This window comes from Bradyrhizobium sp. G127 (assembly GCF_021502575.1).
In the GTDB taxonomy this organism is placed as follows: domain Bacteria; phylum Pseudomonadota; class Alphaproteobacteria; order Rhizobiales; family Xanthobacteraceae; genus Afipia.
Genome location: NZ_JAKFGN010000001.1, coordinates 2,348,663 through 2,369,652, shown reverse-complemented (window position 1 = coordinate 2,369,652; position 20,990 = coordinate 2,348,663). Strand labels below are relative to the sequence as shown.

22 protein-coding genes are annotated in these 20,990 nt (G+C 62.8%); 12 read left to right on the top strand and 10 right to left on the bottom strand.

What is annotated here, in order from left to right:
- The first annotated feature begins 71 nt into the window (after positions 1 to 71).
- The 6 genes from LVY71_RS11175 (at position 72) to purF (ending at position 7,659) form a co-directional block, all read left to right on the top strand.
- Positions 72 to 1,571, top strand: a complete 1,500-nt coding sequence (locus LVY71_RS11175) for a replicative DNA helicase (RefSeq protein ID WP_235099830.1) — start codon at positions 72 to 74, stop codon at positions 1,569 to 1,571.
- A gap of 95 nt (positions 1,572 to 1,666) precedes the next feature.
- Positions 1,667 to 2,836: an alanine racemase gene (gene alr, locus LVY71_RS11170; RefSeq protein ID WP_235099829.1), complete on the top strand. Its 1,170-nt coding sequence runs from the start codon at positions 1,667 to 1,669 to the stop codon at positions 2,834 to 2,836.
- Between the two features lie 18 nt (positions 2,837 to 2,854).
- Positions 2,855 to 3,613: a 2-amino-5-chloromuconate deaminase CnbZ gene (cnbZ, locus tag LVY71_RS11165; protein ID WP_235099828.1), complete on the top strand. Its 759-nt coding sequence runs from the start codon at positions 2,855 to 2,857 to the stop codon at positions 3,611 to 3,613.
- A gap of 128 nt (positions 3,614 to 3,741) precedes the next feature.
- The gene (gene radA, locus LVY71_RS11160) at positions 3,742 to 5,184 is read left to right on the top strand and encodes a DNA repair protein RadA (RefSeq protein ID WP_235099827.1); all 1,443 of its coding nucleotides are present in this window, start codon (positions 3,742 to 3,744) and stop codon (positions 5,182 to 5,184) included.
- A gap of 268 nt (positions 5,185 to 5,452) precedes the next feature.
- A complete protein-coding gene (locus tag LVY71_RS11155) occupies positions 5,453 to 6,097 on the top strand; it encodes a CvpA family protein (protein ID WP_235099826.1) in 645 nt (214 codons plus the stop codon).
- A gap of 44 nt (positions 6,098 to 6,141) precedes the next feature.
- Positions 6,142 to 7,659, top strand: coding sequence for an amidophosphoribosyltransferase (purF, locus tag LVY71_RS11150; RefSeq protein ID WP_249788416.1), 1,518 nt, complete (start codon positions 6,142 to 6,144; stop codon positions 7,657 to 7,659).
- Positions 7,660 to 7,696: 37 nt separating this feature from the next.
- Here the strand turns inward: purF and LVY71_RS11145 are convergent, their stop codons facing one another.
- A complete protein-coding gene (locus LVY71_RS11145; protein ID WP_235099824.1) occupies positions 7,697 to 8,311 on the bottom strand; it encodes a class I SAM-dependent methyltransferase in 615 nt (204 codons plus the stop codon).
- 13 nt (positions 8,312 to 8,324) lie between these two features.
- Positions 8,325 to 8,801, bottom strand: coding sequence for a GNAT family N-acetyltransferase (locus LVY71_RS11140; RefSeq protein WP_235099823.1), 477 nt, complete (start codon positions 8,799 to 8,801; stop codon positions 8,325 to 8,327).
- Positions 8,802 to 9,004: 203 nt separating this feature from the next.
- Here LVY71_RS11140 and LVY71_RS11135 point away from each other — a divergent pair, with 203 nt between their 5' ends.
- Entirely contained in the window at positions 9,005 to 9,745 is a 741-nt protein-coding gene (locus tag LVY71_RS11135) for an SDR family NAD(P)-dependent oxidoreductase (protein WP_235099822.1), read from the top strand.
- 114 nt (positions 9,746 to 9,859) lie between these two features.
- Positions 9,860 to 10,273, top strand: a complete 414-nt coding sequence (locus LVY71_RS11130; protein WP_235099821.1) for a DUF2147 domain-containing protein — start codon at positions 9,860 to 9,862, stop codon at positions 10,271 to 10,273.
- 232 nt (positions 10,274 to 10,505) lie between these two features.
- On the opposite strand, the gene der is transcribed toward LVY71_RS11130, so the two are convergent.
- The 3 genes from der to LVY71_RS11115 form a co-directional block, all read right to left on the bottom strand.
- Complete coding sequence (der, locus tag LVY71_RS11125; RefSeq protein ID WP_235099820.1) at positions 10,506 to 11,903, bottom strand: ribosome biogenesis GTPase Der; 1,398 nt, start codon at positions 11,901 to 11,903, stop codon at positions 10,506 to 10,508.
- Between the two features lie 101 nt (positions 11,904 to 12,004).
- Positions 12,005 to 12,547 (bottom strand): hypothetical protein, encoded by a 543-nt coding sequence (locus LVY71_RS11120; RefSeq protein WP_235099819.1) that lies wholly within the window; start codon positions 12,545 to 12,547, stop codon positions 12,005 to 12,007.
- A gap of 93 nt (positions 12,548 to 12,640) precedes the next feature.
- Entirely contained in the window at positions 12,641 to 13,294 is a 654-nt protein-coding gene (locus LVY71_RS11115) for a tetratricopeptide repeat protein (RefSeq protein ID WP_235099818.1), read from the bottom strand.
- A gap of 229 nt (positions 13,295 to 13,523) precedes the next feature.
- Between LVY71_RS11115 and LVY71_RS11110 the strand changes: the two genes are divergently transcribed.
- On the top strand, positions 13,524 to 13,730 hold the full coding sequence (locus LVY71_RS11110; protein ID WP_235099817.1) for a hypothetical protein: 207 nt from the start codon (positions 13,524 to 13,526) through the stop codon (positions 13,728 to 13,730).
- A 43-nt stretch (positions 13,731 to 13,773) separates the two neighbouring features.
- Here the strand turns inward: LVY71_RS11110 and LVY71_RS11105 are convergent, their stop codons facing one another.
- The 3 genes from LVY71_RS11105 to LVY71_RS11095 all read right to left on the bottom strand — a co-directional run bounded on the left by LVY71_RS11105 (position 13,774) and on the right by LVY71_RS11095 (position 15,705).
- Complete coding sequence (locus LVY71_RS11105; RefSeq protein ID WP_235099816.1) at positions 13,774 to 14,145, bottom strand: helix-turn-helix transcriptional regulator; 372 nt, start codon at positions 14,143 to 14,145, stop codon at positions 13,774 to 13,776.
- 123 nt (positions 14,146 to 14,268) lie between these two features.
- Positions 14,269 to 15,117, bottom strand: coding sequence for a 3-methyl-2-oxobutanoate hydroxymethyltransferase (panB, locus tag LVY71_RS11100; RefSeq protein ID WP_235099815.1), 849 nt, complete (start codon positions 15,115 to 15,117; stop codon positions 14,269 to 14,271).
- A gap of 3 nt (positions 15,118 to 15,120) precedes the next feature.
- Entirely contained in the window at positions 15,121 to 15,705 is a 585-nt protein-coding gene (locus tag LVY71_RS11095; RefSeq protein WP_235099814.1) for an NnrU family protein, read from the bottom strand.
- A gap of 176 nt (positions 15,706 to 15,881) precedes the next feature.
- On the opposite strand from LVY71_RS11095, the gene LVY71_RS11090 reads away from it, so the two are divergent.
- Together LVY71_RS11090 and LVY71_RS11085 are read left to right on the top strand one after the other, a co-directional pair.
- Positions 15,882 to 16,856 (top strand): Bug family tripartite tricarboxylate transporter substrate binding protein, encoded by a 975-nt coding sequence (locus LVY71_RS11090; protein WP_235099813.1) that lies wholly within the window; start codon positions 15,882 to 15,884, stop codon positions 16,854 to 16,856.
- A gap of 172 nt (positions 16,857 to 17,028) precedes the next feature.
- Positions 17,029 to 17,484: an SRPBCC family protein gene (locus tag LVY71_RS11085; RefSeq protein WP_235099812.1), complete on the top strand. Its 456-nt coding sequence runs from the start codon at positions 17,029 to 17,031 to the stop codon at positions 17,482 to 17,484.
- Between the two features lie 24 nt (positions 17,485 to 17,508).
- On the opposite strand, the gene LVY71_RS11080 is transcribed toward LVY71_RS11085, so the two are convergent.
- Positions 17,509 to 17,784, bottom strand: coding sequence for a hypothetical protein (locus LVY71_RS11080; RefSeq protein ID WP_235099811.1), 276 nt, complete (start codon positions 17,782 to 17,784; stop codon positions 17,509 to 17,511).
- Between the two features lie 1,103 nt (positions 17,785 to 18,887).
- Complete coding sequence (locus LVY71_RS11075; RefSeq protein ID WP_235099810.1) at positions 18,888 to 20,507, bottom strand: peptide chain release factor 3; 1,620 nt, start codon at positions 20,505 to 20,507, stop codon at positions 18,888 to 18,890.
- A gap of 160 nt (positions 20,508 to 20,667) precedes the next feature.
- Between LVY71_RS11075 and sugE the strand changes: the two genes are divergently transcribed.
- Positions 20,668 to 20,982 (top strand): quaternary ammonium compound efflux SMR transporter SugE, encoded by a 315-nt coding sequence (gene sugE, locus LVY71_RS11070; protein ID WP_235099809.1) that lies wholly within the window; start codon positions 20,668 to 20,670, stop codon positions 20,980 to 20,982.
- The last annotated feature ends 8 nt before the right edge of the window (positions 20,983 to 20,990 follow it).

Genomic DNA, 20,990 nt, shown 5'->3' with positions numbered 1-20,990 from the left:
TTTCGCGCGGCCCTGTGGCGGTGCCAGATACGCGCCCCGCATTCGCCGAATTGGAAGCATACTCCGTCGCTATGGCCATTACTGATTCGAACATTATCAAGCTCGCGCCGGAAGCCGGCACGCCGGCCTACCGGACTGCGCCTCACAATATCGAGGCCGAACAGGGACTTCTCGGCGCCATTCTGGTCAACAACGACGCCTTTTATCGCGTCTCGGATTTCCTCGAGCCGAAGCATTTCTTCGAGCCGATCCATCAGCTGATCTTCGAGACCGCGGCAAGCATCATCCGCGCCGGCAAGGTCGCGACCCCGGTGACGTTGAAGACCTTTCTTCCGGCTGACACCGACCTGGGCGGCATGACGGTGGCGCAATATCTCGCGCGTCTCGCTGCCGAAGCGACCACCATCATCAATGCGCAGGACTATGGACGGACGATCTACGATCTTTCGATCCGGCGCGATCTCATTCGCCTCGGCGAAGACATGGTCAACGTCGCCTTCGACGCGCCGGTGGATTTCGCGCCGCGCGCGCAGATCGAGGACGCGGAAAAGAAGCTCTACGACCTGGCCGAGTCCGGCCGCTATGACGGCGGCTTCCAGAAATTCTCGCAGGCGCTGACCATCGCGGTCGACATGGCCGCGGCGGCTTACAGCCGCGATGGCAATTTGTCGGGACTGGCCTCGGGCCTGCGCGACATGGACATCAAGATGGGTGGCTTGCAATCGTCCGACCTCATCATCCTCGCCGGACGCCCTGCCATGGGCAAAACGGCGCTGGCGACCAACATCGCTTACAACGTCGCGCGGTCCTGGCGCGGCGAATTGCAAGCCGACGGCCAGATGAAATCGGTCAACGGCGGCATCGTGGGCTTCTTCTCGCTCGAAATGTCGGCGGAGCAGCTCGCCACGCGTATTCTGTCCGAGCGCACTGGAATCTCATCGAGTTCGATCCGCCGCGGCGGCATCAGCGAGCAGGATTTCGACAAGATCCGCGACCACTCGATCGAGATGCAGAACCTGCCGTTCTATGTCGACGACGGCGGCGGCCTGTCGATCTCGCAACTGACCGCGCGCGCGCGGCGGCTGAAGCGGCAAAAGGGTCTCGACCTGCTCATCATCGACTACATCCAGCTGCTGTCGGGATCGGGCCGCCGTTCCGACAACCGCGTGCAGGAAATCACCGAAATCACCACCGGCCTGAAAGCGCTGGCGAAGGAATTGAACGTTCCCATCATCGCGCTGTCGCAGTTGTCGCGTCAGGTCGAAAGCCGCGACGACAAGCGTCCGCAACTGTCGGACCTGCGTGAATCGGGATCGATCGAGCAGGACGCCGACGTGGTGCTGTTCGTGTATCGCGAGGAATACTACCTGCAGAGCAAGGAGCCGCGCATCGGCACGCCCGAGCACGAGAAGTGGCAGTTCGACATGTCGCTGGTCCACGGCAAGGCCGAAGTGATTATCGGCAAACAGCGTCACGGCCCCACCGGCACGATCAATCTGCAATTCGACGCCAACGTCACGCGGTTCGGCGACCTCTCCCATGACGGCCAGTTGCCCGAACGGTTTGGCTAGGCGATTCTAACTTTAGTCCACAATTGCTCCGTAAAGAGTGTGCTAGAGTCTGGTTCAGCTTTGCTGAATCACACGCTTCGTATTTTGTTGGGCCAATGACTCTCGTTTCCGACACCAAATCCATCGACGCCGCTGCAAACAAGCCCGCCGCTACAGCACCTGCAGGCGTGACCGGCGTGCTGACGATCGATCTCGACGCCATCGTCGCCAACTGGCGCAAGCTCAACAGCCAGGCCATCCCTGCCGACTGCGCCGCCGTGGTGAAGGCGGATGCCTATGGTTGCGGGATCACGCAGGTCAGCCGCGCGCTGGCCAAAGCCGGATGCAGGACATTCTTCGTCGCGACGCTCGACGAGGCGCGCGCGGTGCGCGAGGTCACGCCGACATCGGCTATCTATGTACTCGACGGATTCTTTCCGGGCTCGGGCGATCTTTATGCGAAGTTCGATTGCCGCCCAGTGATCGGCGATGCCACCGAACTCGCCGAATGGGATGCGTTCCGCACCACCAGCGGCTGGGAAGGCCCTGCTGCGATTCATATCGACACCGGCATGAACCGCCTCGGCTTCCGCATCGCGGATGCGCAGGCGCTGGAGCCGCGCATCAAGAACGGCAATCACGGCTTCTCGCTGGTGATGAGTCATCTCGTCAGCGCCGAAGTGCTCGGCGACCCGATTAACGGGCGCCAGGTCGCGGCCTTCCGCGAAATCGCATCGCTGTTTTCCGGCGTCCCCGCCTCATTGGCCAATTCGTCCGGCATCTTTCTTGGATCGCAATTCCATTTCGATCTGGTGCGGCCGGGTGCTGCGCTCTACGGCGTCAACCCGACGCCGGAAGCCGACACACCGATGCTGCCGGTGGTCGATCTCAGGGTGCGCGTGGCGCAAACGCGCGCCATCGAGAAAGGCGAAACGGTCGGCTACGGAGCCACATGGACCGCGCGGCATCCGACGCGGCTTGCCATCGTTACCGCCGGTTACGCCGATGGATACTTTCGCGCGGCGGGCGGCATCGACAATGTGCGCAGCGCCGAGGTGATGGTGGCAGGGCAGCGCTGCCCGATTGCTGGACGCATCTCGATGGACCTGATGGCGATCGATGTCACCGACGTTCCGCCCGGTGCGATCCGGCGCGGCGGCATGGTGACGCTGATCGGCGAAGGCATCACGGTGGACGAGCTCGCGCATCATTTCGGCACCATCGGCTATGAGGTGCTGACCAGCCTCGGCAAGCGCTATGCGCGCGTCTACAAGGGCGGCGACTGAACCACGAAAGGATCGGCAATGCCTGACGTGATGGAGTTCAAACCGGGCGATTACAGATTCATCGTCTCCCCCGGCGGACCGTTTTCCGCCGGCGTTGCCGCGATGCCGGGCTTCGGGTTGCGCAGGGTACGCTTTCTTCATCCGATTCCGATGGCCGACGGCTTTGCCTTCATCAAACGGCATCTCGGGCATGAGGGCAGGCCGGTGACGGCCCTTGCTGCATGCGAGTTGCGCTCGCCAGCCGCCATGACCGGTGAGCAGTTCCAGAAATTCAACGGCGAATATCTGAAGACACTGCATGACTGGGGATGCAAGGCCGGCGAGATCAATCCGCTGGCGCGCAGCAACCTCGCACCGATCACCGAAATCCCCAATGAGGCGATGTTCTTCGCCTTCACCTACACCGTTCCGGAATCCGGCGCGTCGGGCGATTTTCTGATCTCGGGAAAACCGGAAATCCGCGATGGCGCGCCGCCTGCGGAGCGCATTGTCGGCGGTCGCGACGTGTCATTGAAGGGGCTCGAGGTCAAAGCACGCTTTGTGATGGACGCGATGCGCGAGCGTGTCGCCGCACTCGGTTGCGACTGGGCGCGCGTGACCGCAGCGCAAATCTACACCGTCCATGACGTCCGCCCCCTGCTCGACACCGTATTCGCCGAATCCAGCATCAGTCAGATCGGCCTGGCCTGGTATCCGGCGTGGCCGCCGGTCATCGGCATGGAGTTCGAGGTGGATGTCCGCAGCGTGCGGGCGGAGCTCGTGATTGCGGGGCGCTGAGTTTGCAGGCGAGCTTCTGACGAAAAGCTTCGATGACAAGCGACGTGCGAATTCTGGATTGACTTTTGGCGCAAGATAGCGAACAAAAGAAGAACATTCTCAGACCACTTTTTCTCAGGACCTTCTTGATGGCCCGCCCCGCAGCTCTCTCCTTCGTCTGCCAGAATTGCGGCGCGGCCTATAACAAGTGGCAGGGCAAGTGCGAGTCCTGCAGCGAGTGGAACACGCTGTCTGAAGAAGACCCGACCGGCGCTATCTCGGTGCCCGCCAACCTGCGCGCCAAGCGCAAGGGCCGCCTGTTCGCGCTCCAGACATTGACCGGTGCCAGCCCGGAGCCCCCGCGCCTGCCGTCCGGCATGGCCGAACTCGATCGGGTGACCGGAGGCGGCTTCGTGCGCGGCTCGGTGCTGCTGATGGCGGGCGATCCTGGCATCGGCAAATCAACCTTGCTCACTCAGGCCACCAGCCTGCTCGCCCGCGCCGGTCATCGCGCGGTCTATATTTCCGGCGAAGAAGCCGTTGGCCAAGTGCGGCTGCGCGCCGAACGTCTCGGCCTCGCCGATGCCGCTGTGCAGCTTGCGTCGGAGACCTCGGTCGAGGACATCATCGCCACGCTGTCGGAAGGCCAGCCGCCTCGCCTCGTGGTCATCGACTCGATCCAGACCATGTGGACCGACACGGTGGAATCGGCTCCCGGCACGGTGACGCAGGTTCGGGCCTCGGCGCAGGCGCTCATCCGCTTCGCCAAGAAATCCGGTGCGGCGCTGATCCTTGTCGGCCATGTCACCAAGGACGGCCAGATCGCCGGCCCGCGCGTGGTCGAGCACATGGTCGATGCCGTGCTCTCGTTCGAAGGTGAAGGCTCGCAGCAGTTCCGCATCCTGCGGGCGGTGAAAAACCGCTTCGGCCCCACCGACGAGATCGGCGTGTTCGAGATGACCGGCCTCGGCCTGCGCGAGGTCTCCAATCCGTCCGAACTGTTCCTGTCGGAGCGCGATCTCGGCAGTCCCGGCACCGCCGTTTTCGCCGGCATCGAGGGCACACGGCCCGTGCTGGTGGAATTGCAGGCGCTGGTCGCGCCGACCACGCTCGGCACGCCGCGGCGTGCCGTGGTGGGCTGGGATTCCAGCCGCCTGTCGATGGTGCTGGCGGTGCTGGAAGCGCATTGCGGGGTCAAGCTGTCGGGCTACGACGTCTATTTCAACGTCGCCGGCGGATTGCGCATCAACGAGCCGGCGGCCGATCTTGCCGCCGCCGCTGCCTTGGTGTCATCGCTGGTCAATGCGCCGCTGCCGGTCGATGCGGTCTATTTCGGCGAAATCTCGCTGTCGGGCGCGGTGCGTCCGGTGGCCCAGACCTCGGCGCGGCTCAAGGAAGCGGCCAAGCTCGGCTTCGGCCGCGCGGTGCTGCCCGAGAATGCAAGGGGTGATGCTGGCAGCGATGCGGGGCTGTCCCTCGCCAGCGTCGGTTCGCTCACCTCGCTGGTCGCGGACATCGCCGCGAAGGGCCGCAAAGCCACAGCTGCCGCAAAAACCACTGCGGAAGCCGGATTCAGACCGGATGATGACTAAAGGCGAGGTGACGCTCGCATGACCGGGCGCTATATAATCCGCGCCCGGCCGTGACCTCGAAACCTGTCAGCCAGCCCGCCGATACCGTCCGTTAACTGAATCGGACGATCAACGGGAGCGATCCGGTTTTGACGGTGTGATGCTGGGGGTTGCGGGTTCCCGGCCCTTGCGGGACGTGCCATATGGCCGTCAGCTAACCGGGCGCAAGACGACCCGATTCGCGGTTCTTGTGGCGGCTCTTGAAACTGAAAGCGGACCTGACCAGCCGATGCCGATCACGCTTCTCGACATTATCGTCCTTGCTGTGATGCTGTTGTCGGGCCTGCTGGCGATGATCCGCGGCTTCATGCGCGAAATCCTGTCGATCGCAGCGTGGGGCGCGGCCGCGCTGACCACGCTCTATGCCTATCAGAAGCTGCTGCCGACCGCGAAAACCTACTTCAACAACGACACCGTCGCGGCCATCGCCGTGGTGGCCGGGGTGTTCATTCTCACGCTGATCGTGGTCTCGATCATCACCGTGCGCATCTCGGACATGATCCTGGATTCACGCATCGGCGCGCTCGACCGCACCCTTGGTTTCCTGTTCGGCCTCGCCCGCGGCCTGCTCATCATGGTGGTCGCATTCCTTTTCTTCGCCTGGCTGGTGCCGGACAAACAACAGCCCGAATGGGTTCGTAATGCCAAGTCGCGAGTGATGTTGCAGGGAACCGGCGATTGGCTGATGTCGCTCTTGCCGGACGACCCCGAGAACACCATCTTGAAGAGGTTCAAGAAAAAGGGCGACGAGGAGCAGACCGATGCTGCTCCCGAACCGCGCACGACGGCAACGGTGGGGAACGATGGCGGGTATGGAAAATCGGCTCGTGACGGGCTGAAGCAGTTGATCGAAGGCAAAGCCGCAGGACGCTAGGCTCAGTGCCAGTTCTGCCTCATACGAAGGGCGCGGTGGACCATATGAAAAACCCCTCTGGCGATGCGAGCAACCCGCCCCAAAATCCCGATACCGACCTCGACTGGGATCTCGATAAAGACCTCAACGGCGACACGCTCCGCGAGGAATGCGGCGTGTTCGGCATCTTCGGCCACCCCGACGCCGCGGCCATCACGGCGCTGGGCCTTCATGCCCTTCAGCATCGCGGCCAGGAAGCCGCCGGCATCGTCACCTACGACAACGGTCGCTTCCACTCCGAACGGCGTCTCGGTCTCGTCGGCGACACCTTCTCCCGCGCTGAAGTTATTTCGCGCCTCCCGGGCAACATGGCCGTCGGCCACGTCCGTTACTCCACCACCGGCGGCACTATCCTGCGCAACGTGCAGCCGCTGTTCGCCGAACTTAACGCCGGCGGCTTCGCCGTCGCTCACAACGGCAACCTCACCAACGGCCTGACGCTACGGCGCGAACTTGTCCGCCACGGCACGGTGATGCAATCCACCACCGATACCGAGGTGATCCTGCATCTGGTGGCGCAGTCCAAGCGCGGCCGTTTCATCGAGCGCTACATCGAAGCCTTGCGCGCCATCGAAGGCGCCTACGCGCTGGTGTCGCTCACCAACAAGAAGCTGGTCGGCGCGCGCGATCCGCTCGGCATCCGCCCGCTGGTGCTCGGCGAACTCGACGGCTGTCCGATCCTCGCGTCGGAAACCTGCGCGCTCGACATCATCGGCGCGAAATATATTCGCGACATCGAACCCGGCGAAGTGATCGTGTTCGACGAACACGGCCAGGAAATCCACAAGCCGTTCCCGCCGATGCCGCCCCGCCCGTGCATCTTCGAATACATCTATTTCGCCCGGCCGGACTCGGTCGTCGGCGGCCGCTCGGTCTACGAAGTCCGCAAGAATTTCGGCGCGCAGCTCGCGCGTGAAAGCCACGTCGATGTGGATGTCATCGTGCCGGTGCCGGATTCCGGCGTTCCTGCCGCGGTCGGCTACAGCCAGTATTCCGGCGTGCCGTTCGAACTCGGCATCATCCGCAACCACTATGTCGGCCGTACCTTCATCCAGCCGACCCAAAGCGTGCGCGAACTCGGCGTGCGCATGAAGCACGCGCCCAACCGCGCGGCCATCGAAGGCAAGCGCATCATCCTGATCGACGACTCGCTGGTGCGCGGCACCACGTCGAAGAAGATCGTCCGCATGATGCGCGACGCCGGCGCCAGGGAAGTCCATTTCCGCCTTGCCTCGCCGCCGATCATCAATCCCGACTATTACGGCATCGACCTGCCGGACCGGGGCGGCCTGCTTGCCGCGACCCATACGCTGGAAGAAATGCGCGACATCATCGGCGCGGATTCGCTGGCATTCCTGTCGATCGACGGCATGTATCGCGCCATGGGTTATCCGGGCCGCGACCCGGCCAATCCGAAGTTCTCGGATCATTGCTTCACCGGCGCTTATCCGACCCACCTCACCGACCAGACCCAGGTCGAACCGCAGCCGCGGCAATTGTCGCTGCTGGCCGAGGCGAGCTGAATCTTCGGCGTTTCGGTAATGCTGCCTGCGTCCGGCTTCAGTTGGACCGCTTTTGCATAAGCCAGACCGTCAGGCCGCCGCAGTCCTGATCTTCGGGTACATAGCTCACGACATCGAAGCCGTGCGCCCTGGCGAGTTTCTCATAGTCCGCGGGATCAAGGCTGGCATGATACAATGCCTCTCCCTGATACTCGCCAATCGCCTCGCCGGCCGCGGGTCCGCTCGTAAACATCAGCGCCGCTCCGGGTTCGGCATGGGCGCGAAAGACGCCCCACATCGCGCACTGATCGTCCGGCGTCAGATGAAAGAAGCTGTTCCAGGCGATGATCCCGCCGAAGCGGCGATCAAGGCGGAGATCGCGCATATCAGCGACGATCCATTCGTACGCGGGAAAGCGCGACCGGCACAGATCGATCAGCGTCGGCGATGAATCCACGCCTGTAACGCGATGCCCCGCCTCAATCAGGAAGCGCGCGACCGGCTCGCCCGATCCGCATCCGAGATCGAGCACGGTCGCGCTCTTGGGCATCGCGGCCCTGAAGCGCTCCATCCACGCGCGTTCGACAAGCCGCTTGCCTCGATCCTCGTCGAAGGCCGCCGCATGGCGTTCGTACAAGGCTCCGATATTTTTGGAAGAAGAATGCCAGGACATTGATTGCTCCCTGTCACAACATTCGCACCATGAACCGCACGCCCTCGTCGCGATAACTGCGCAGCTTTTCTGCCAGCGCCGGGACTTGCGTCTGCTCAAAGCCCTGACGCCGCCAGAACCCGGCCGATCCATTCACCGCCACCAGGGACATGGTGTGCAGCCCCGCCTCGCGGGCCCGATCTGCAAGCTTCCTGACGATCGACGCGGCGGCACCGGTGCCGCGCGCATACGGCGCCAGCGCGAGATCGTGGATGTAATACGTTGACGGCGGCGCAGGCAGTTCACCGAGCAGGGAATTGAGCGGTGGCGCGTCGAACTCCCGCCACGGATGGCTAAGCACATAGGCTGCGACGCTTTCAGCCGCCGCATATACATGGCAGCCCGCCGGATAAAGTCTCAATCGCTCAGCAAAGACTGCGTCGTCTTCCGGATAGGCCTGATGAATGGTGGCGGAGAGCGCGCAGGTTGCCTGAAGGTCGTCCGCTGTCATGGGACGCCACTGGCGGGCGGAGGGATCATACCGGGTCATGGCGGCCGTCTAGCATAAATAGCCCTGTCATGGCCGGGCTTGTCCCGGCCATTCATGTCTGTAATACCCCTGTCGGAACACGTGAATGCCCGTTTCATGGATGAGGCTCTGCTGTTGTTTTAACGGCGATGACTCGGGCGGGCCAATCCAGAGACAGCGCCGCAATGACCCAACCCCTCTCCTCCCGCATCGCTCTCGTCACCGGCGCATCGCGCGGCATCGGCTACGCCACGGCGCGCGCGCTGGCGCGGGCCGGTGCGCATATCGTTGCCGTGGCGCGGACACAGGGCGGCCTCGAAGAACTCGACGACGCCATTCGCACCGACGGCGGGACCGCGACTCTCGTGCCGCTCGATATGACAGACATGGACGGCATCGCCCGGCTGGGCGCGGCGCTGCATGAACGCCACGGCAAGCTCGACATTCTCGTCGGCAACGCCGGCGTATCCGGAACCTCATCACCGCTCGGTCATACCGATCCGAAATACTGGGACAAGGTGATGGCGGTGAATGCCACCGCAAACTTCCAGCTGATCCGCTGCATGGAGCCGCTGCTGCAAAAGTCCGACGCCGGACGCGCGGTGTTCATCACATCTGGCGCGGCCCACAAGGCCATTGCCTATATGGGACCTTACGCTGCGTCGAAGGCGGCGCTCGATGCGTTGGTGCGGGTCTGGGCCAACGAGACCGCCACCACAAATATCCGCGCCAATCTGTTCAGCCCCGGACCGATCCGCACCCGCATGCGCGCCACCGTGATGCCGGGCGAAGATCCGATGATTCTCGATACGCCCGAACAAGTCGCGGAATTCATCGTGCCGATGTGCGCGCCCTCCTTCACCGAGAGCGGAAAGTGTTTCGACTATCCATCGAAAACGCTGATGAGCTTCCGCACGCCTGCGTAGTCGCCTGTTCGATCCGATGTGACCTCTCATCCGATTGACACTCTCCGGCGCGCGCTATTCAATTTTGCGCCAAGCTGGCCCGAAGAGGCCGGCATATGCCGGAGGAAAAAGATCATGACATCCAGAACTATTCTGCGCGTTCCGTTTGCAGGCTTGGCGTTTGCAAGCCTCGCGTTTGCGGTTCTCGCCCTCGCAAGCTCACCCGCATTTTCGGGTGACGCTGCGGGCACCTGGCTGCGCGAAAGCGGCGCGTCGCATGTCAGGATCGCGCCTTGCGGTGGCGGCGCATTATGCGGGACTCTTACCTGGATCAAGCCCGGCACCGATACCAAAGCCAAGGTCGGCCAGCGCATCTTCTTCGACATGAAACCGGACGGTACGGATTCGTGGAAGGGCTCGGCCTTCAATCCGGAAGACGGGCAGACCTACGCAGGCAAAATGTCGCTCTCAGGTCATTCACTCACAACGGCGGGATGCGCCATGGGCGGAATGATCTGCAAGTCCACAAGCTGGACACGGGTGAATTGATTGCTTTCGTTCGCAGAGCGGACAACCCGCCCGCGGCGCACCGCGATGCCGCTGATGAAAAAGCCGCCAGTCTACCGGAGAAAACTGGCGGCCAGCCCCCAGCCTAAGGGGCGACCGTCCAAAAACTGGAGTAAATGGACGGTCTTCTAACAAGAGCAATATTCGCGCCAGCGCAAGGCGCGGATCGCCGCGCAGCGCCCAAACTCGCAATCTGGTTAAAGGAACGAGCGTCTTATGACGGACGCCTGCGCTTGTGCGCGAACGGATTGGCCTTCTCGCGCAGCGTGATGCGGATCGGCGTGCCGGGCAGCTCAAAAAAGCCACGCAGGCTGTTGACCAGATAGCGCAGATAGGATTCCGGCACAGCATCGGCGCGGGAGCAAAACACCACGAAGCTCGGCGGGCGCGCCTTGGTCTGGGTGATGTAGTTGAGCTTGAGTCTGCGCCCCGACACCGCCGGAGGCGGATTGTTCTCGACCGCCTGCTCGAACCAGCGGTTGAGCGAAGCCGTCGAGGCGCGCCTGTTCCAGACCGCGTAAGCGTCCTCGATGGCGCTCATCAGCCGGTCGATGCCCTCGCCCATCATGCCGGATACAGCCACCACCGGCATGCCCTTGACCTGCGGCAGCAGATGGTCGGCGTCTTCGCGCAGCTTCGCGATCTGGCTCGGCGCGCGATCCATCAGGTCCCACTTGTTGACGGCGATCACGATGGCGCGGCCTTCGCGCTCGATCAGATCGGCGAGCCGCAGATCCTGCTCCTCGAACTTGTTTTGCGCATCCATCATCAGCACGACGACTTCCGCGAAACGCACTGCGCGCAGCGCATCTGACACGGACAGCTTCTCCAGCTTGTCCTCAATACGTGAACGCCGCCGCAAGCCCGCGGTGTCAAACACGCGAAACTCGCGGCCCTTCCATGTCACATCGACCGCGATGGAGTCGCGCGTCGTTCCGGCTTCCGGGCTGGTAAGCAGGCGCTCCTCGCCGAGCAGGCGATTGATCAGCGTCGACTTGCCAGCATTGGGGCGGCCGAGCACCGCGACACGGATCGGGCGTGTCGAGAGGCTCGCGTCGTCACCGTCGACGTTCTCGAATTCATCCGACTCTTCGTCGTCATCTTCCGTCTCGGCAGGCTCCGGCATCAGCACGCGCAGCGCGTCATAAAGATCGCTGAGGCCTTCGCCGTGTTCGGCGGAAATCGGAATCGGATCGCCGAGGCCGAGCGCATAGGATTCCATCGCGCCGGCCTCGCCCGCCTTGCCCTCGCTCTTGTTGGCGACAAGCACCACTGGCTTGTTGGCGCGACGCGCGAAATCCGCGAAGGCGCGGTCGTTCGGCGTCAACCCGGCGCGCGCGTCGATCAGGAACATCAGCGCATCGGCGGAAGCGATCGCGACCTCGGTCTGCTCCTGCATCCGCGCCGTCAGCGAACCACGTTCGCCCTTGTCGAGACCCGCTGTGTCGATGAGCGTAAACTCAAGATCGCCGAGACGGCCCGCGCCTTCGCGCCGGTCGCGTGTCACGCCCGGCTGATCGTCGACAAGCGCGAGCTTCTGTCCAACCAGGCGGTTGAACAGCGTCGACTTGCCGACGTTGGGCCGGCCGATGATGGCAATCGTGAAAGACATCTGTGATCCGTTCGCCCTTTACGGACCCGGAGTCAATCCGATGCCGGTCAAGGTGACAGGTGAAACGGCGCGGCCCGGACCGCGCTCGTTGTTGAAATCGATCAGCGGGCAAAGCCCCCGCTCGGCAGCGGAGCCGGAAACGCGGATGGAGCCGACTGCTGCTGCGCAGGCGGCGGTACGGCCTGGCGGGGCTGCGCCTGCGCCGGTGCCTGTTGGGCAGGTTCGGCATCGGGCGGCGGCGCAGTAATGCGCGTACGCTTCGGCTTCTTCATCTTCGGCGGCGCGGCGTTGGGATCGTCCACCGGCGTCGGGAATGGCTCGGCGTCACGCGGCGCGCTGGCGCGGGCGTCGGATTTCGCGGCCGATCGCCGGGATTTCGGTTCTGGCGGCGGCGCGACATCGGCCACCGGCGGCTGATCCTGCTGTTGCTGCTGCGCCCCCTTGTAGAGATCCTTCGGCACGCCCTGCTCGACGCCGGGCACGCCCTCGGGGAAAACCGGCTTGCGCTCGCCCGGCAGCTTCTTTTTTGTGTCGAACCAGTCCATCAGGTCGGTCGGATCGAAATTGCCGCTGGAACAGCCCGCGAGCGCGATCGAAATCGACGCAAGAACGGTGGCGGCAATCAGGCGTTGCGAGCGGCGCATCAATATCTCACTTGGACTTTGGCTCTGGCCGGCCTGGATTTGAACGACATCCGAAGCGCAGCGCTTTTCCGGAAAGATTGTGCCCCAACGATCTTAACTTTTCGCAGCCGGCGGCAGCAAAGCCTGCATCGCCTCGGCACGGCTGCGCATGCTCGCAGGCGTGCGCGCATCGTTGCCGATCATGTCCAGCCACTGGCGGGTGGCGGTTATATCGTTTGCGCGCCACGCCGACAGCGCGAGAAGTTCGCGCGCGGTATGCCGGTAGGTGCGGTCCTCGCCGGTCGCGGGCTCAAGGCGCTGACGCATCGCGGCGTAGGGCTCGGTTTCCATCAGCAGGCCGCCTGCGCGAATCCGCGCGAGATCCTGCTCCGAGCCGGACATCGCAGGATCGGCGGCAATGGCGTCGTAAAGCTTACCGGCGGCCTGCGGATCACGGGTCGCCGCCTCCGCAGCGGCGCGCAGCCGCGCCAGCCCGCGGTAACCCTTCGATCCATCGGCAGCGATCTTGGCGAAAGCGGCCTCAGCCTCGACACTCTTGCCCTGTTCCGACAGCGTGACGGCAGCCTCAAAGGCCGATCCGGCCTCGGCGGCCTTCTTAGCCTCGAGGTACATATAGCCGCGCCAGCCTCCGACGGCGGCGACGATTAGAATCGCCGCAGCCACGACAAAGATCGAATAACGGTCCCACAGCTTCTTGAGCTGTTCGCGCCGCAGGTCTTCGTCTATTTCATTAAATATTTCAGACACTTAATTGTCCCGCCCGGCATGCTTTGAAAGATCTGCGAAAACGCCATCGGCCGCGCCCGGCGCGGCTCCCCAACGTGACGGCGGCGATACAGTACCGGTATGGCAACGACAAGGCAAAACCAGCCGGATCAGACCGTTAACGCTGATCCGGCGCTGTTTTTCCCGGCTAAAGACCTTCGTTGCTTACCCCCGGCCCAGTGGCTACAAGGCCACAGATCGGAGATTCCCCATGGCCCACAACTTTTCGATAAACGAAGACGTTCATCACCAGAGTCAGGGACCGCAAGGCCGGGCCGAAAAGATCCGGTCGAATGTCTACACGATCATCGGCCGCATGCCGATCGAGGCCGACGGACGGCTGCGATACCGCATCAGAAGCAAGACCGATAATGTTGAGCGGATCGTGACCGAAGAGCAACTCAGCCGCTCTCAGTAACTGGCTCCCCGTTTGAGCCGGCATGACCGCGCGTAGAACACCTTTACGGCTGGCCCGACGTTTCCGTTGTCCCATATCGCTCCGCCTCGGAGTGAGGCTGATGACGCCCGGACCGGAGATCGGACGGCGTGCAGCCATACCGTTTGCGGAACGCGCGATTAAAATATGAGACGTCGTTAAAGCCGCACATCAGGGCAACGGCACTGATTGAGTGAAGACGCAGGTCGGGATCGGTCAGCATCCGCGACACTTTCTCAAGGCGGATTTCCAGAACGTAGGTCGAAAACTTCGCGCCCTGGGCCGCGAACAGTTTCCTGACATAGCTCGACGAAATATCCTGATGCGCCGCGATGTCGGCAAGACACAGATTGGGATCATCGATCTTCGCCAGGATGTAAGCCTTGATGGCGTCCATCCGCGATCTGCGAGTGTCGAAATAATAATCTTCCATCCAGCACCTGTCCCGGGACGGGGCGAAGTCCGCCCCAAGGGTGGGTCGCTGGATCGACGCAACAGGTTCAAACGTCCTGGATCGGCGTCAGGCCTTCGGCTTGATGCCGTAAACGTGCTCGGGACCCGGAAACGCGCGCGAGCGGACTTCCCGGGCATAGTCTTGGATCGCCGCCTCGATGCCCGGTCCGAGATTGCCGTAGCGCTTGACGAACTTCGGCACCCACGGCGACAGCCCAAGCATGTCTTCCAGCACCAGCACCTGCCCGTCGCAGGCATTGCTCGCGCCGATGCCGATGGTCGGGATCGGGATGATTTCGGTGATGCGCTTGGCCAGCGGCTCGGCCACGGCCTCGACAACCACCGAGAATGCGCCGGCCTGAGCGATCGCAATCGCGTCGTCCTGAATCGGACCGCCGCCATTGCCGCCCTCCGCCAGCTTCAATGCCTCATCCTTGCCCTGCGACTTGAAGCTGCCGAGCGTGTTGATCGACTGCGGCGTAAGACCGATATGCGCCATCACCGGAATGCCGCGCGTGGTGAGGAACTCGATGGTCTCCGCCATGCGCACGCCGCCCTCCAGCTTCACCGCGCCGCAATGAGTCTCTTTGAGAATGCGGGCGGCGGAATGAAACGCCTGTTCCTTCGAGGCCTCGTAGGAGCCGAACGGCATATCCACGACAACGAGAGCTTCCTTCGAGCCGCGCATCACCGCGTGACCCTGCAGGATCATCATGTCGAGCGTCACCGGCACGGTCGTCTCGAAGCCGTGCATCACGTTGCCGAGAGAGTCGCCCACGAGGATGACATCGCAATAGCGATCGACCAGCGCCGCGGTATGCGCGTGATACGACGTCAGCATCACGATCGGATCGCCGCCCTTGCGCTTGAGAATATCGGGCGCAGTCTTGCGCTTCACCGCTGTCTGCACGGACATGACTTAAACTCCAATCACAGGTACGCCGATCACGAGAGGATGGAATGCGAACGCCAGCGCGGCATAGACCACGACGCCAACCGCGACCGCGATCACATCATTGGCAATCCCGCCGACCGGGATCGGCGGCGCGCCGGGGTCGGCGCGGCGCTTAAGCGAAATCCGGTCATAGACAGCCCATGCGAGAAACGCACCGAACAGAATGATCGAACCGAGATCGCCATTCGCCAGCAGATGCAGCAACGCCCACAGCTTTACGCCGGTCAGCATCGGGTGTTTCAGCTTCAGATAAATGTTGCCGCGAATATAGGACGCCACCACCAGGATGACCGCGGGCAGCATCAAGGCTAGCGCAATGTGCCGCATGGCGACCGGCGGATACCAGACGTTGATCCAGCCCGTCGCGCGATAGACGCTGAAGCCCCACACAATCAGCGCGAGGCCGGCGAATGAAATCAGCGCGTAGACAATCTTGTAGCCGTTCTCGCCGAGCCGCGCGATCACGGCGGCGCGCTTGTCGCGCAGCGTCGTCAGAACATGGACGCCAATAAACAGCGCCAATCCGGCAATCAGGATCAACAAGCCCATCTGCCCACTCTCCCCGCGGTTGGCGGGCCACGGCTTGCAGCCGTTTTCCGAAGCGTTTCCACCGCGCGCCAGATCCTGATAGGGTCCGGCTGCGCAGTGCCCCGGTATCATTTTTATGACCCCGCGCGCAATGCCGGTTCCGCATCGCAACCCTGCTCGAAGTTCCTCCCGGCCTCATGAAATCTCTTGCAATCGCCGCGCTCGCGCTGGCTCTCGCAGCATCCACCTCGAATGCCCACGCGGCCGAGCCGCCATGGCCGCCGAAAATCGTGAAAATCGTGGTTCCTTATGCGCCAGGTTCGACGCCGGACCTAGTGGGCCGGATCGTTGCCGACGAGCTGCAGGCACGCCATCCCGGCGCAAGTTTCATTATCGAAAACAAGCCCGGCGCGGGCGGCAATATCGGGACCGACGCCGTCGCCAAGGCCGCGCCCGATGGTGCAACCCTCGGCATCAGCCTCGGCGGCCCGCTCGCCATCAACACACTGCTGTTCTCCAAACTGCCCTACGATCCGGCAAAGGACATTGCCCCGGTCACCATGCTGACCTCGCTGCCGAGCGTGCTGGCGGTGCCCGCGAGCCTGAACATCAATACCGTCGCCGAATTCATCGCCGCGCTGAAGCGCGATGGCGCGAAACTCGCCTTCGGTTCGATCGGCGCAGGTTCATTGTCACATCTGACCATGGAGGCTATCGCGCAGCGCGCGGGCGCCAGCATGGTGCATATTCCCTATAGCGGCTCGCCGCAGGCGGTCACCGGCTTGATCCGCGGCGACGTGCAGGCCGCATGCCTTCCCGCAATTGCGGTGACACCGCAACTCGCGGGCGGTCAGGTGAAAATCCTTGCGGTTGCGACCGCGCAGCGCTCGCGCTTCCTGCCGAACGTGCCGACGCTGAAGGAAAGCGGCATCGACGTCGAATCCGACGCATGGAATGCGCTGATCGCGCCCGCCGGGACGCCGCCGGCGATCATCGCGCAGATCAATGACGAGGTGAACGACATCCTTGCCAAACCAAGCGTGCGCGAGCGGCTCGAAACCCAGATGATCGAGCCGACGCCGTCGACACCCGCAGCTCTGCGCGCGCGGATGGACGCCGAGATCCGGCTGTGGTCCGATGTCATCAAGCGCGGCGACATCAGGATCAACTGACAGGCTCGAATTCACCGCAACCTTTGAACGTCATACGCGGGCTTGACCCGCGTATCCATCTCCTTGGAAAATGCATCGTGAAGATGGATTGCCGGGTCAAGCCCGGCAATGACAACCTGAAGGCGACGTGACGTCACAGCCCAAACAAGAAAAGCCGGGAAGGAAGAACGCCATGAACGCTCCTGTCACCGTCGCCTTCGAGCGCAGCCACGATATCGTCATCGACGCACCCGCCAGGGCCGTGTTCGATTACGTGACCAATCCGCAATCCTGGCCGGAATGGCTGGCGGCGTCACACCATATTGATAGTGAAAACCGCCCGCTCGACACCGGCGAACTGTTTCACGAGAAATGGCACATCCGCTCCGGTGAAGTGTCGCTGAACTGGATCGTGCGCTCGTGCATTAGCCCGAAGCTCTGGATCGTGCAGGCCGAGACCGACTTCATCGGCCCGATCGTGGTGCAGTACACCTGCGAGGAAAAGGACGGCCACACCACGTTCACCCGGACCCTGCGCAATCCGGCCCGCAAGAAGCTGCCAACGGATGAGCAGATCGCGGCGATGGACGCGGAAGCTGCGGTGGGGTTGGCAAATATCAAGAGGAATGTCGAAGCGCGCCGGCGCTGAAGAGATTTTTTCCGCGGCTCTGATTTAGCGCGAGAAAAACCGCAGGAGGATGTTGACCCAGACGAGATCGCCGGTCGATTTCGATCCGCGCAGTTTGTAAAGCCCAGCCCAGCCAAGACACATGGCCGTGCCCACTACCGCAATCAGCAGCGAATGTTGCCATTGCGCGCCCTGTACGGCCGCGAGCACGTAGCAAAGAATGAACATCAGTGGCGAGAGCTTAAACAGAAGTGACGCAACGCGTTGCCGCTGTTCAGGCGTATCCCGCTGTTGAGATGTCGTCTGTCTTTGATCGCTCATGCCCCTGTCCCGTTCGCCAGCCTGCAATATTGGTTGCATGCCGGAGTATGCAGGTTCAAACGCGAGATTGTCAGCTTCGATGTTGTTCCCGTTTCGCGGGGGATGACGTGGAAAAGCAAGCGTAGCCCGGATGAGCGCGACGCAATCCGGGATTAACACCAGCGCACTGGTCCGTGCCCGGACGCAGCGCATCGCGCCAGTGGTGCGCTGCCGAGCCGGGGCTGTTGCGCGTTCCGATCCGTGACGGTCCCGGTTCTGCGAGACAGCGCTGCACGCTGCGTCGCACCTGGGACATCCGCAATACGCGTCATTCGGGCTCGCTCGCGAAGGCGCTCGCGCCCCGGAATGACGACGAGCCGAAACATTTTGTGATGGGGATACGAATCCCCGCCCTTCAAACCTCTCTTAAGTTCGAAGCGTCCTGTTCGTGAGGGGCGCTTCTCGAGGGCGTTCGTTAAGCGGAGCAGGATGCGGCGCCTGCGCGTGTGTTTCGCAAACACCACGTCCGGGAGGCTGGGGTCACCGTCCGGGCCAACTACGTGGCTCTGCCGTTCGCGGCTGGACGAGGACAGGATGAAGGCGGGGAAATCCCGCCGGATCAAGGCGCGCCGCGCCCGTCCTGACCCGGAAGTGCGGTCCCCTCGCCCAAAATCGCCGCAATGGAGCGCCGTGAGGCGACGCGCTTCCGGACAACCATTCGTCTCGCAAACGGATGCCGGCAGCGAAACACCAGATTTGCGCCTTACGGCGCTCCATCCCCCTCGTGTTTTCGAGGGGTGAAACTAAAAAACGCAACTCGCGCGACGCGCGGGAACGAATGCGTATGCGTGAATGGACGTGGCTGTTTGATAATTGAATCGGGAATTCGGAATGGTGCGGGACGCTTCAACACCCGCGATCGTCATCACCGGGCTTGACCCCGTAATCCATCATCTTCGCAAAAAGCATTTCTCAAAAAGATGGATGGCCGGGTCAAGCCCGGCCATGACGAACTATGGTTGGGCGAGTTGTATGCACGATGTTGTCCCCGCCAACGGGTCCGGTCTCGCCGGCCCCGCCTGCGCGGGGACGACGTGGAGCAATTGACGCAAACGCTCGCGCTCTTACGCCCTCTTCTTCACATCCTTGATGCTCGAGAACACGATGCCTTCCGCGCGCTCGCGGGTGTAGTCGAGATAGAACTGGTTCTTGGCCAGAAACACCGGATCGCCATCGACGTCGTCGGCCACGCCGGAGCCATTGGCGGAGATGAATGCCTCGAGCTTCTTGCGATCCTCCGACGATATCCAGCGGGCGAGCTGGAATTCGCTGATCTCGAAATCCACCGGCAGGGAATACTCCGCATCGAGCCGCGCCTTGAGCACGTCAAGCTGCAGCGAACCGACCACGCCGACCAGCGCAGGCGCGCCGTCGCGCGGGCGGAACACCTGCACGACGCCCTCCTCCGACATCTGCTGCAAGGCCTCCTTCAGCTTCTTGGCCTTCATCGCGTCGGTGAGGCGCACACGGCGCAGGATTTCCGGCGCGAAGCTGGGCACGCCGACGAAATTGATATCCTCGCCCTCGGTCAGCGTGTCGCCGATCCGCAGCGTGCCGTGGTTGGGAATGCCGACCACGTCGCCGGCATAGGCTTCGTCGGCGATGGCGCGATCCTGCGCGAAGAAGAACTGCGGCGACGTGAGGCTCATGTTCTTGCCGGTACGTACCAGCTTGACCTTCATGCCACGCGTCAGCTTGCCCGAACACAGCCGCGCGAACGCGATGCGGTCGCGGTGGTTGGGGTCCATGTTGGCCTGGATCTTGAAGACGAACGCGCTCATCTTTGGATCGTCGGCTTCGACCTTGCGCTTGTCAGCCTCCTGCGCGCGCGGCGACGGCGCGAAACGGCCCAGACCCTCCAGCAGATCGCCGACGCCGAAATTGCGCAGCGCGCTGCCGAAATAGACCGGCGTCAGATGGCCCTCGCGGAACGACTGCAGGTCGAACGGCTTCGAGGCTTCCTTCACCAGTTCAAGTTCGTCGGCGATCTCGCCCGCATCGAGATTGGCGTTGCGGCCGGCCAAATCGGAGATCTCGATTTTCTCCGCAGCCCCGGTCTTGGCGCCTCCGCCCTCCAGCAGGCGAATGCCCCCGGTTTCGATGTCATAGGTGCCCATGAAATCGCGACCGCGACCGACCGGCCAGTTGATCGGCGTGGTATCGAGCGCCAGCGTCTTCTCGATCTCATCCAGCAGATCGAACACGTCGCGGCTCTCGCGGTCCATCTTGTTGACGAAAGTGATAATCGGGATGTCACGCAGACGGCACACCTCGATCAACTTCAGCGTTCGCGCTTCGATGCCTTTCGCAGCATCGATGACCATGACGGCGGAATCGACCGCGGTCAGCGTGCGGTAGGTGTCTTCCGAGAAGTCTTCGTGGCCCGGCGTGTCGAGCAGGTTGAACACCAGATTCTGAAACTCGAAGGTCATCACCGAGGTGACGACGGAAATGCCGCGTTCGCGTTCGATCTTCATCCAGTCCGAGCGCGTGTTACGCCGCTCGCCTTTGGCCTTCACCTGCCCCGCGAGATTGATCGCGCCGCCGAACAGCAGCAGCTTCTCGGTCAGCGTGGTCTTGCCGGCGTCAGGATGCGAGATAATCGCGAACGTGCGCCGGCGCGCCACTTCTTCGGCAAGCGGCGTGATCTGAGACGAGTCAGCGGCGATGGCGGTGTCGGACATGATGGCGAGCGTGTGGCAGGGAAACGCGGCAGGATCAAGGGAGATTCAAAACTCCATGCACTTGCATCTTTCAGGAGGCTGAAGCATATTTGCACGGCGAGGACGGCCTCGATTCACCCACATATCCGCGGGGACGACCCCGCATCGGAGGTTGTCAGCTATGGCATGGACCATACTGTTCATTGCGGGCTTGATGGAAATCGGCTGGGCTATCGGCCTCAAATATACCGACGGATTCACGCGGCTAACGCCGTCGGTTCTGACCCTCATCAGCATGTTCGGCAGCGTCGTATTGCTCGGGCTCTCCCTGAAGACGCTTCCGGTCGGGACAGCCTATGCGGTATGGACTGGCATCGGCACGGTGGGAACCGCCCTGCTCGGCATCTGGCTGCTGGGCGAACCGGCAACGGCCTTGCGGCTCGCCTGTATCGGACTGATCGTCGCCGGGATCATCGGCCTCAAGGTCGTGGCCTAGCTTTCGGG

Excerpts from the sequence above, each read along its gene's own strand:
- LVY71_RS11140 (WP_235099823.1), bottom strand. The coding sequence starts at position 8,801 with ATGACAGCGGACGACCTTCAGGCAACCTGCGCGCTCTCCGCCACCATT.
- sugE (WP_235099809.1), top strand. The coding sequence starts at position 20,668 with ATGGCATGGACCATACTGTTCATTGCGGGCTTGATGGAAATCGGCTGG.
- LVY71_RS11175 (WP_235099830.1), top strand. The coding sequence starts at position 72 with ATGGCCATTACTGATTCGAACATTATCAAGCTCGCGCCGGAAGCCGGC.
- der (WP_235099820.1), bottom strand. The coding sequence starts at position 11,903 with ATGTCTTTCACGATTGCCATCATCGGCCGGCCCAACGTCGGCAAGTCG.
- cnbZ (WP_235099828.1), top strand. The coding sequence starts at position 2,855 with ATGCCTGACGTGATGGAGTTCAAACCGGGCGATTACAGATTCATCGTC.
- LVY71_RS11080 (WP_235099811.1), bottom strand. The coding sequence starts at position 17,784 with ATGAGCGATCAAAGACAGACGACATCTCAACAGCGGGATACGCCTGAA.
- purF (WP_249788416.1), top strand. The coding sequence starts at position 6,142 with ATGAAAAACCCCTCTGGCGATGCGAGCAACCCGCCCCAAAATCCCGAT.
- LVY71_RS11075 (WP_235099810.1), bottom strand. The coding sequence starts at position 20,507 with ATGTCCGACACCGCCATCGCCGCTGACTCGTCTCAGATCACGCCGCTT.
- LVY71_RS11120 (WP_235099819.1), bottom strand. The coding sequence starts at position 12,547 with ATGCGCCGCTCGCAACGCCTGATTGCCGCCACCGTTCTTGCGTCGATT.
- LVY71_RS11145 (WP_235099824.1), bottom strand. The coding sequence starts at position 8,311 with ATGTCCTGGCATTCTTCTTCCAAAAATATCGGAGCCTTGTACGAACGC.
- alr (WP_235099829.1), top strand. The coding sequence starts at position 1,667 with ATGACTCTCGTTTCCGACACCAAATCCATCGACGCCGCTGCAAACAAG.
- LVY71_RS11085 (WP_235099812.1), top strand. The coding sequence starts at position 17,029 with ATGAACGCTCCTGTCACCGTCGCCTTCGAGCGCAGCCACGATATCGTC.
- LVY71_RS11090 (WP_235099813.1), top strand. The coding sequence starts at position 15,882 with ATGAAATCTCTTGCAATCGCCGCGCTCGCGCTGGCTCTCGCAGCATCC.
- LVY71_RS11130 (WP_235099821.1), top strand. The coding sequence starts at position 9,860 with ATGACATCCAGAACTATTCTGCGCGTTCCGTTTGCAGGCTTGGCGTTT.
- LVY71_RS11135 (WP_235099822.1), top strand. The coding sequence starts at position 9,005 with ATGACCCAACCCCTCTCCTCCCGCATCGCTCTCGTCACCGGCGCATCG.
- LVY71_RS11110 (WP_235099817.1), top strand. The coding sequence starts at position 13,524 with ATGGCCCACAACTTTTCGATAAACGAAGACGTTCATCACCAGAGTCAG.
- panB (WP_235099815.1), bottom strand. The coding sequence starts at position 15,117 with ATGTCCGTGCAGACAGCGGTGAAGCGCAAGACTGCGCCCGATATTCTC.
- radA (WP_235099827.1), top strand. The coding sequence starts at position 3,742 with ATGGCCCGCCCCGCAGCTCTCTCCTTCGTCTGCCAGAATTGCGGCGCG.
- LVY71_RS11155 (WP_235099826.1), top strand. The coding sequence starts at position 5,453 with ATGCCGATCACGCTTCTCGACATTATCGTCCTTGCTGTGATGCTGTTG.
- LVY71_RS11095 (WP_235099814.1), bottom strand. The coding sequence starts at position 15,705 with ATGGGCTTGTTGATCCTGATTGCCGGATTGGCGCTGTTTATTGGCGTC.
- LVY71_RS11105 (WP_235099816.1), bottom strand. The coding sequence starts at position 14,145 with ATGGACGCCATCAAGGCTTACATCCTGGCGAAGATCGATGATCCCAAT.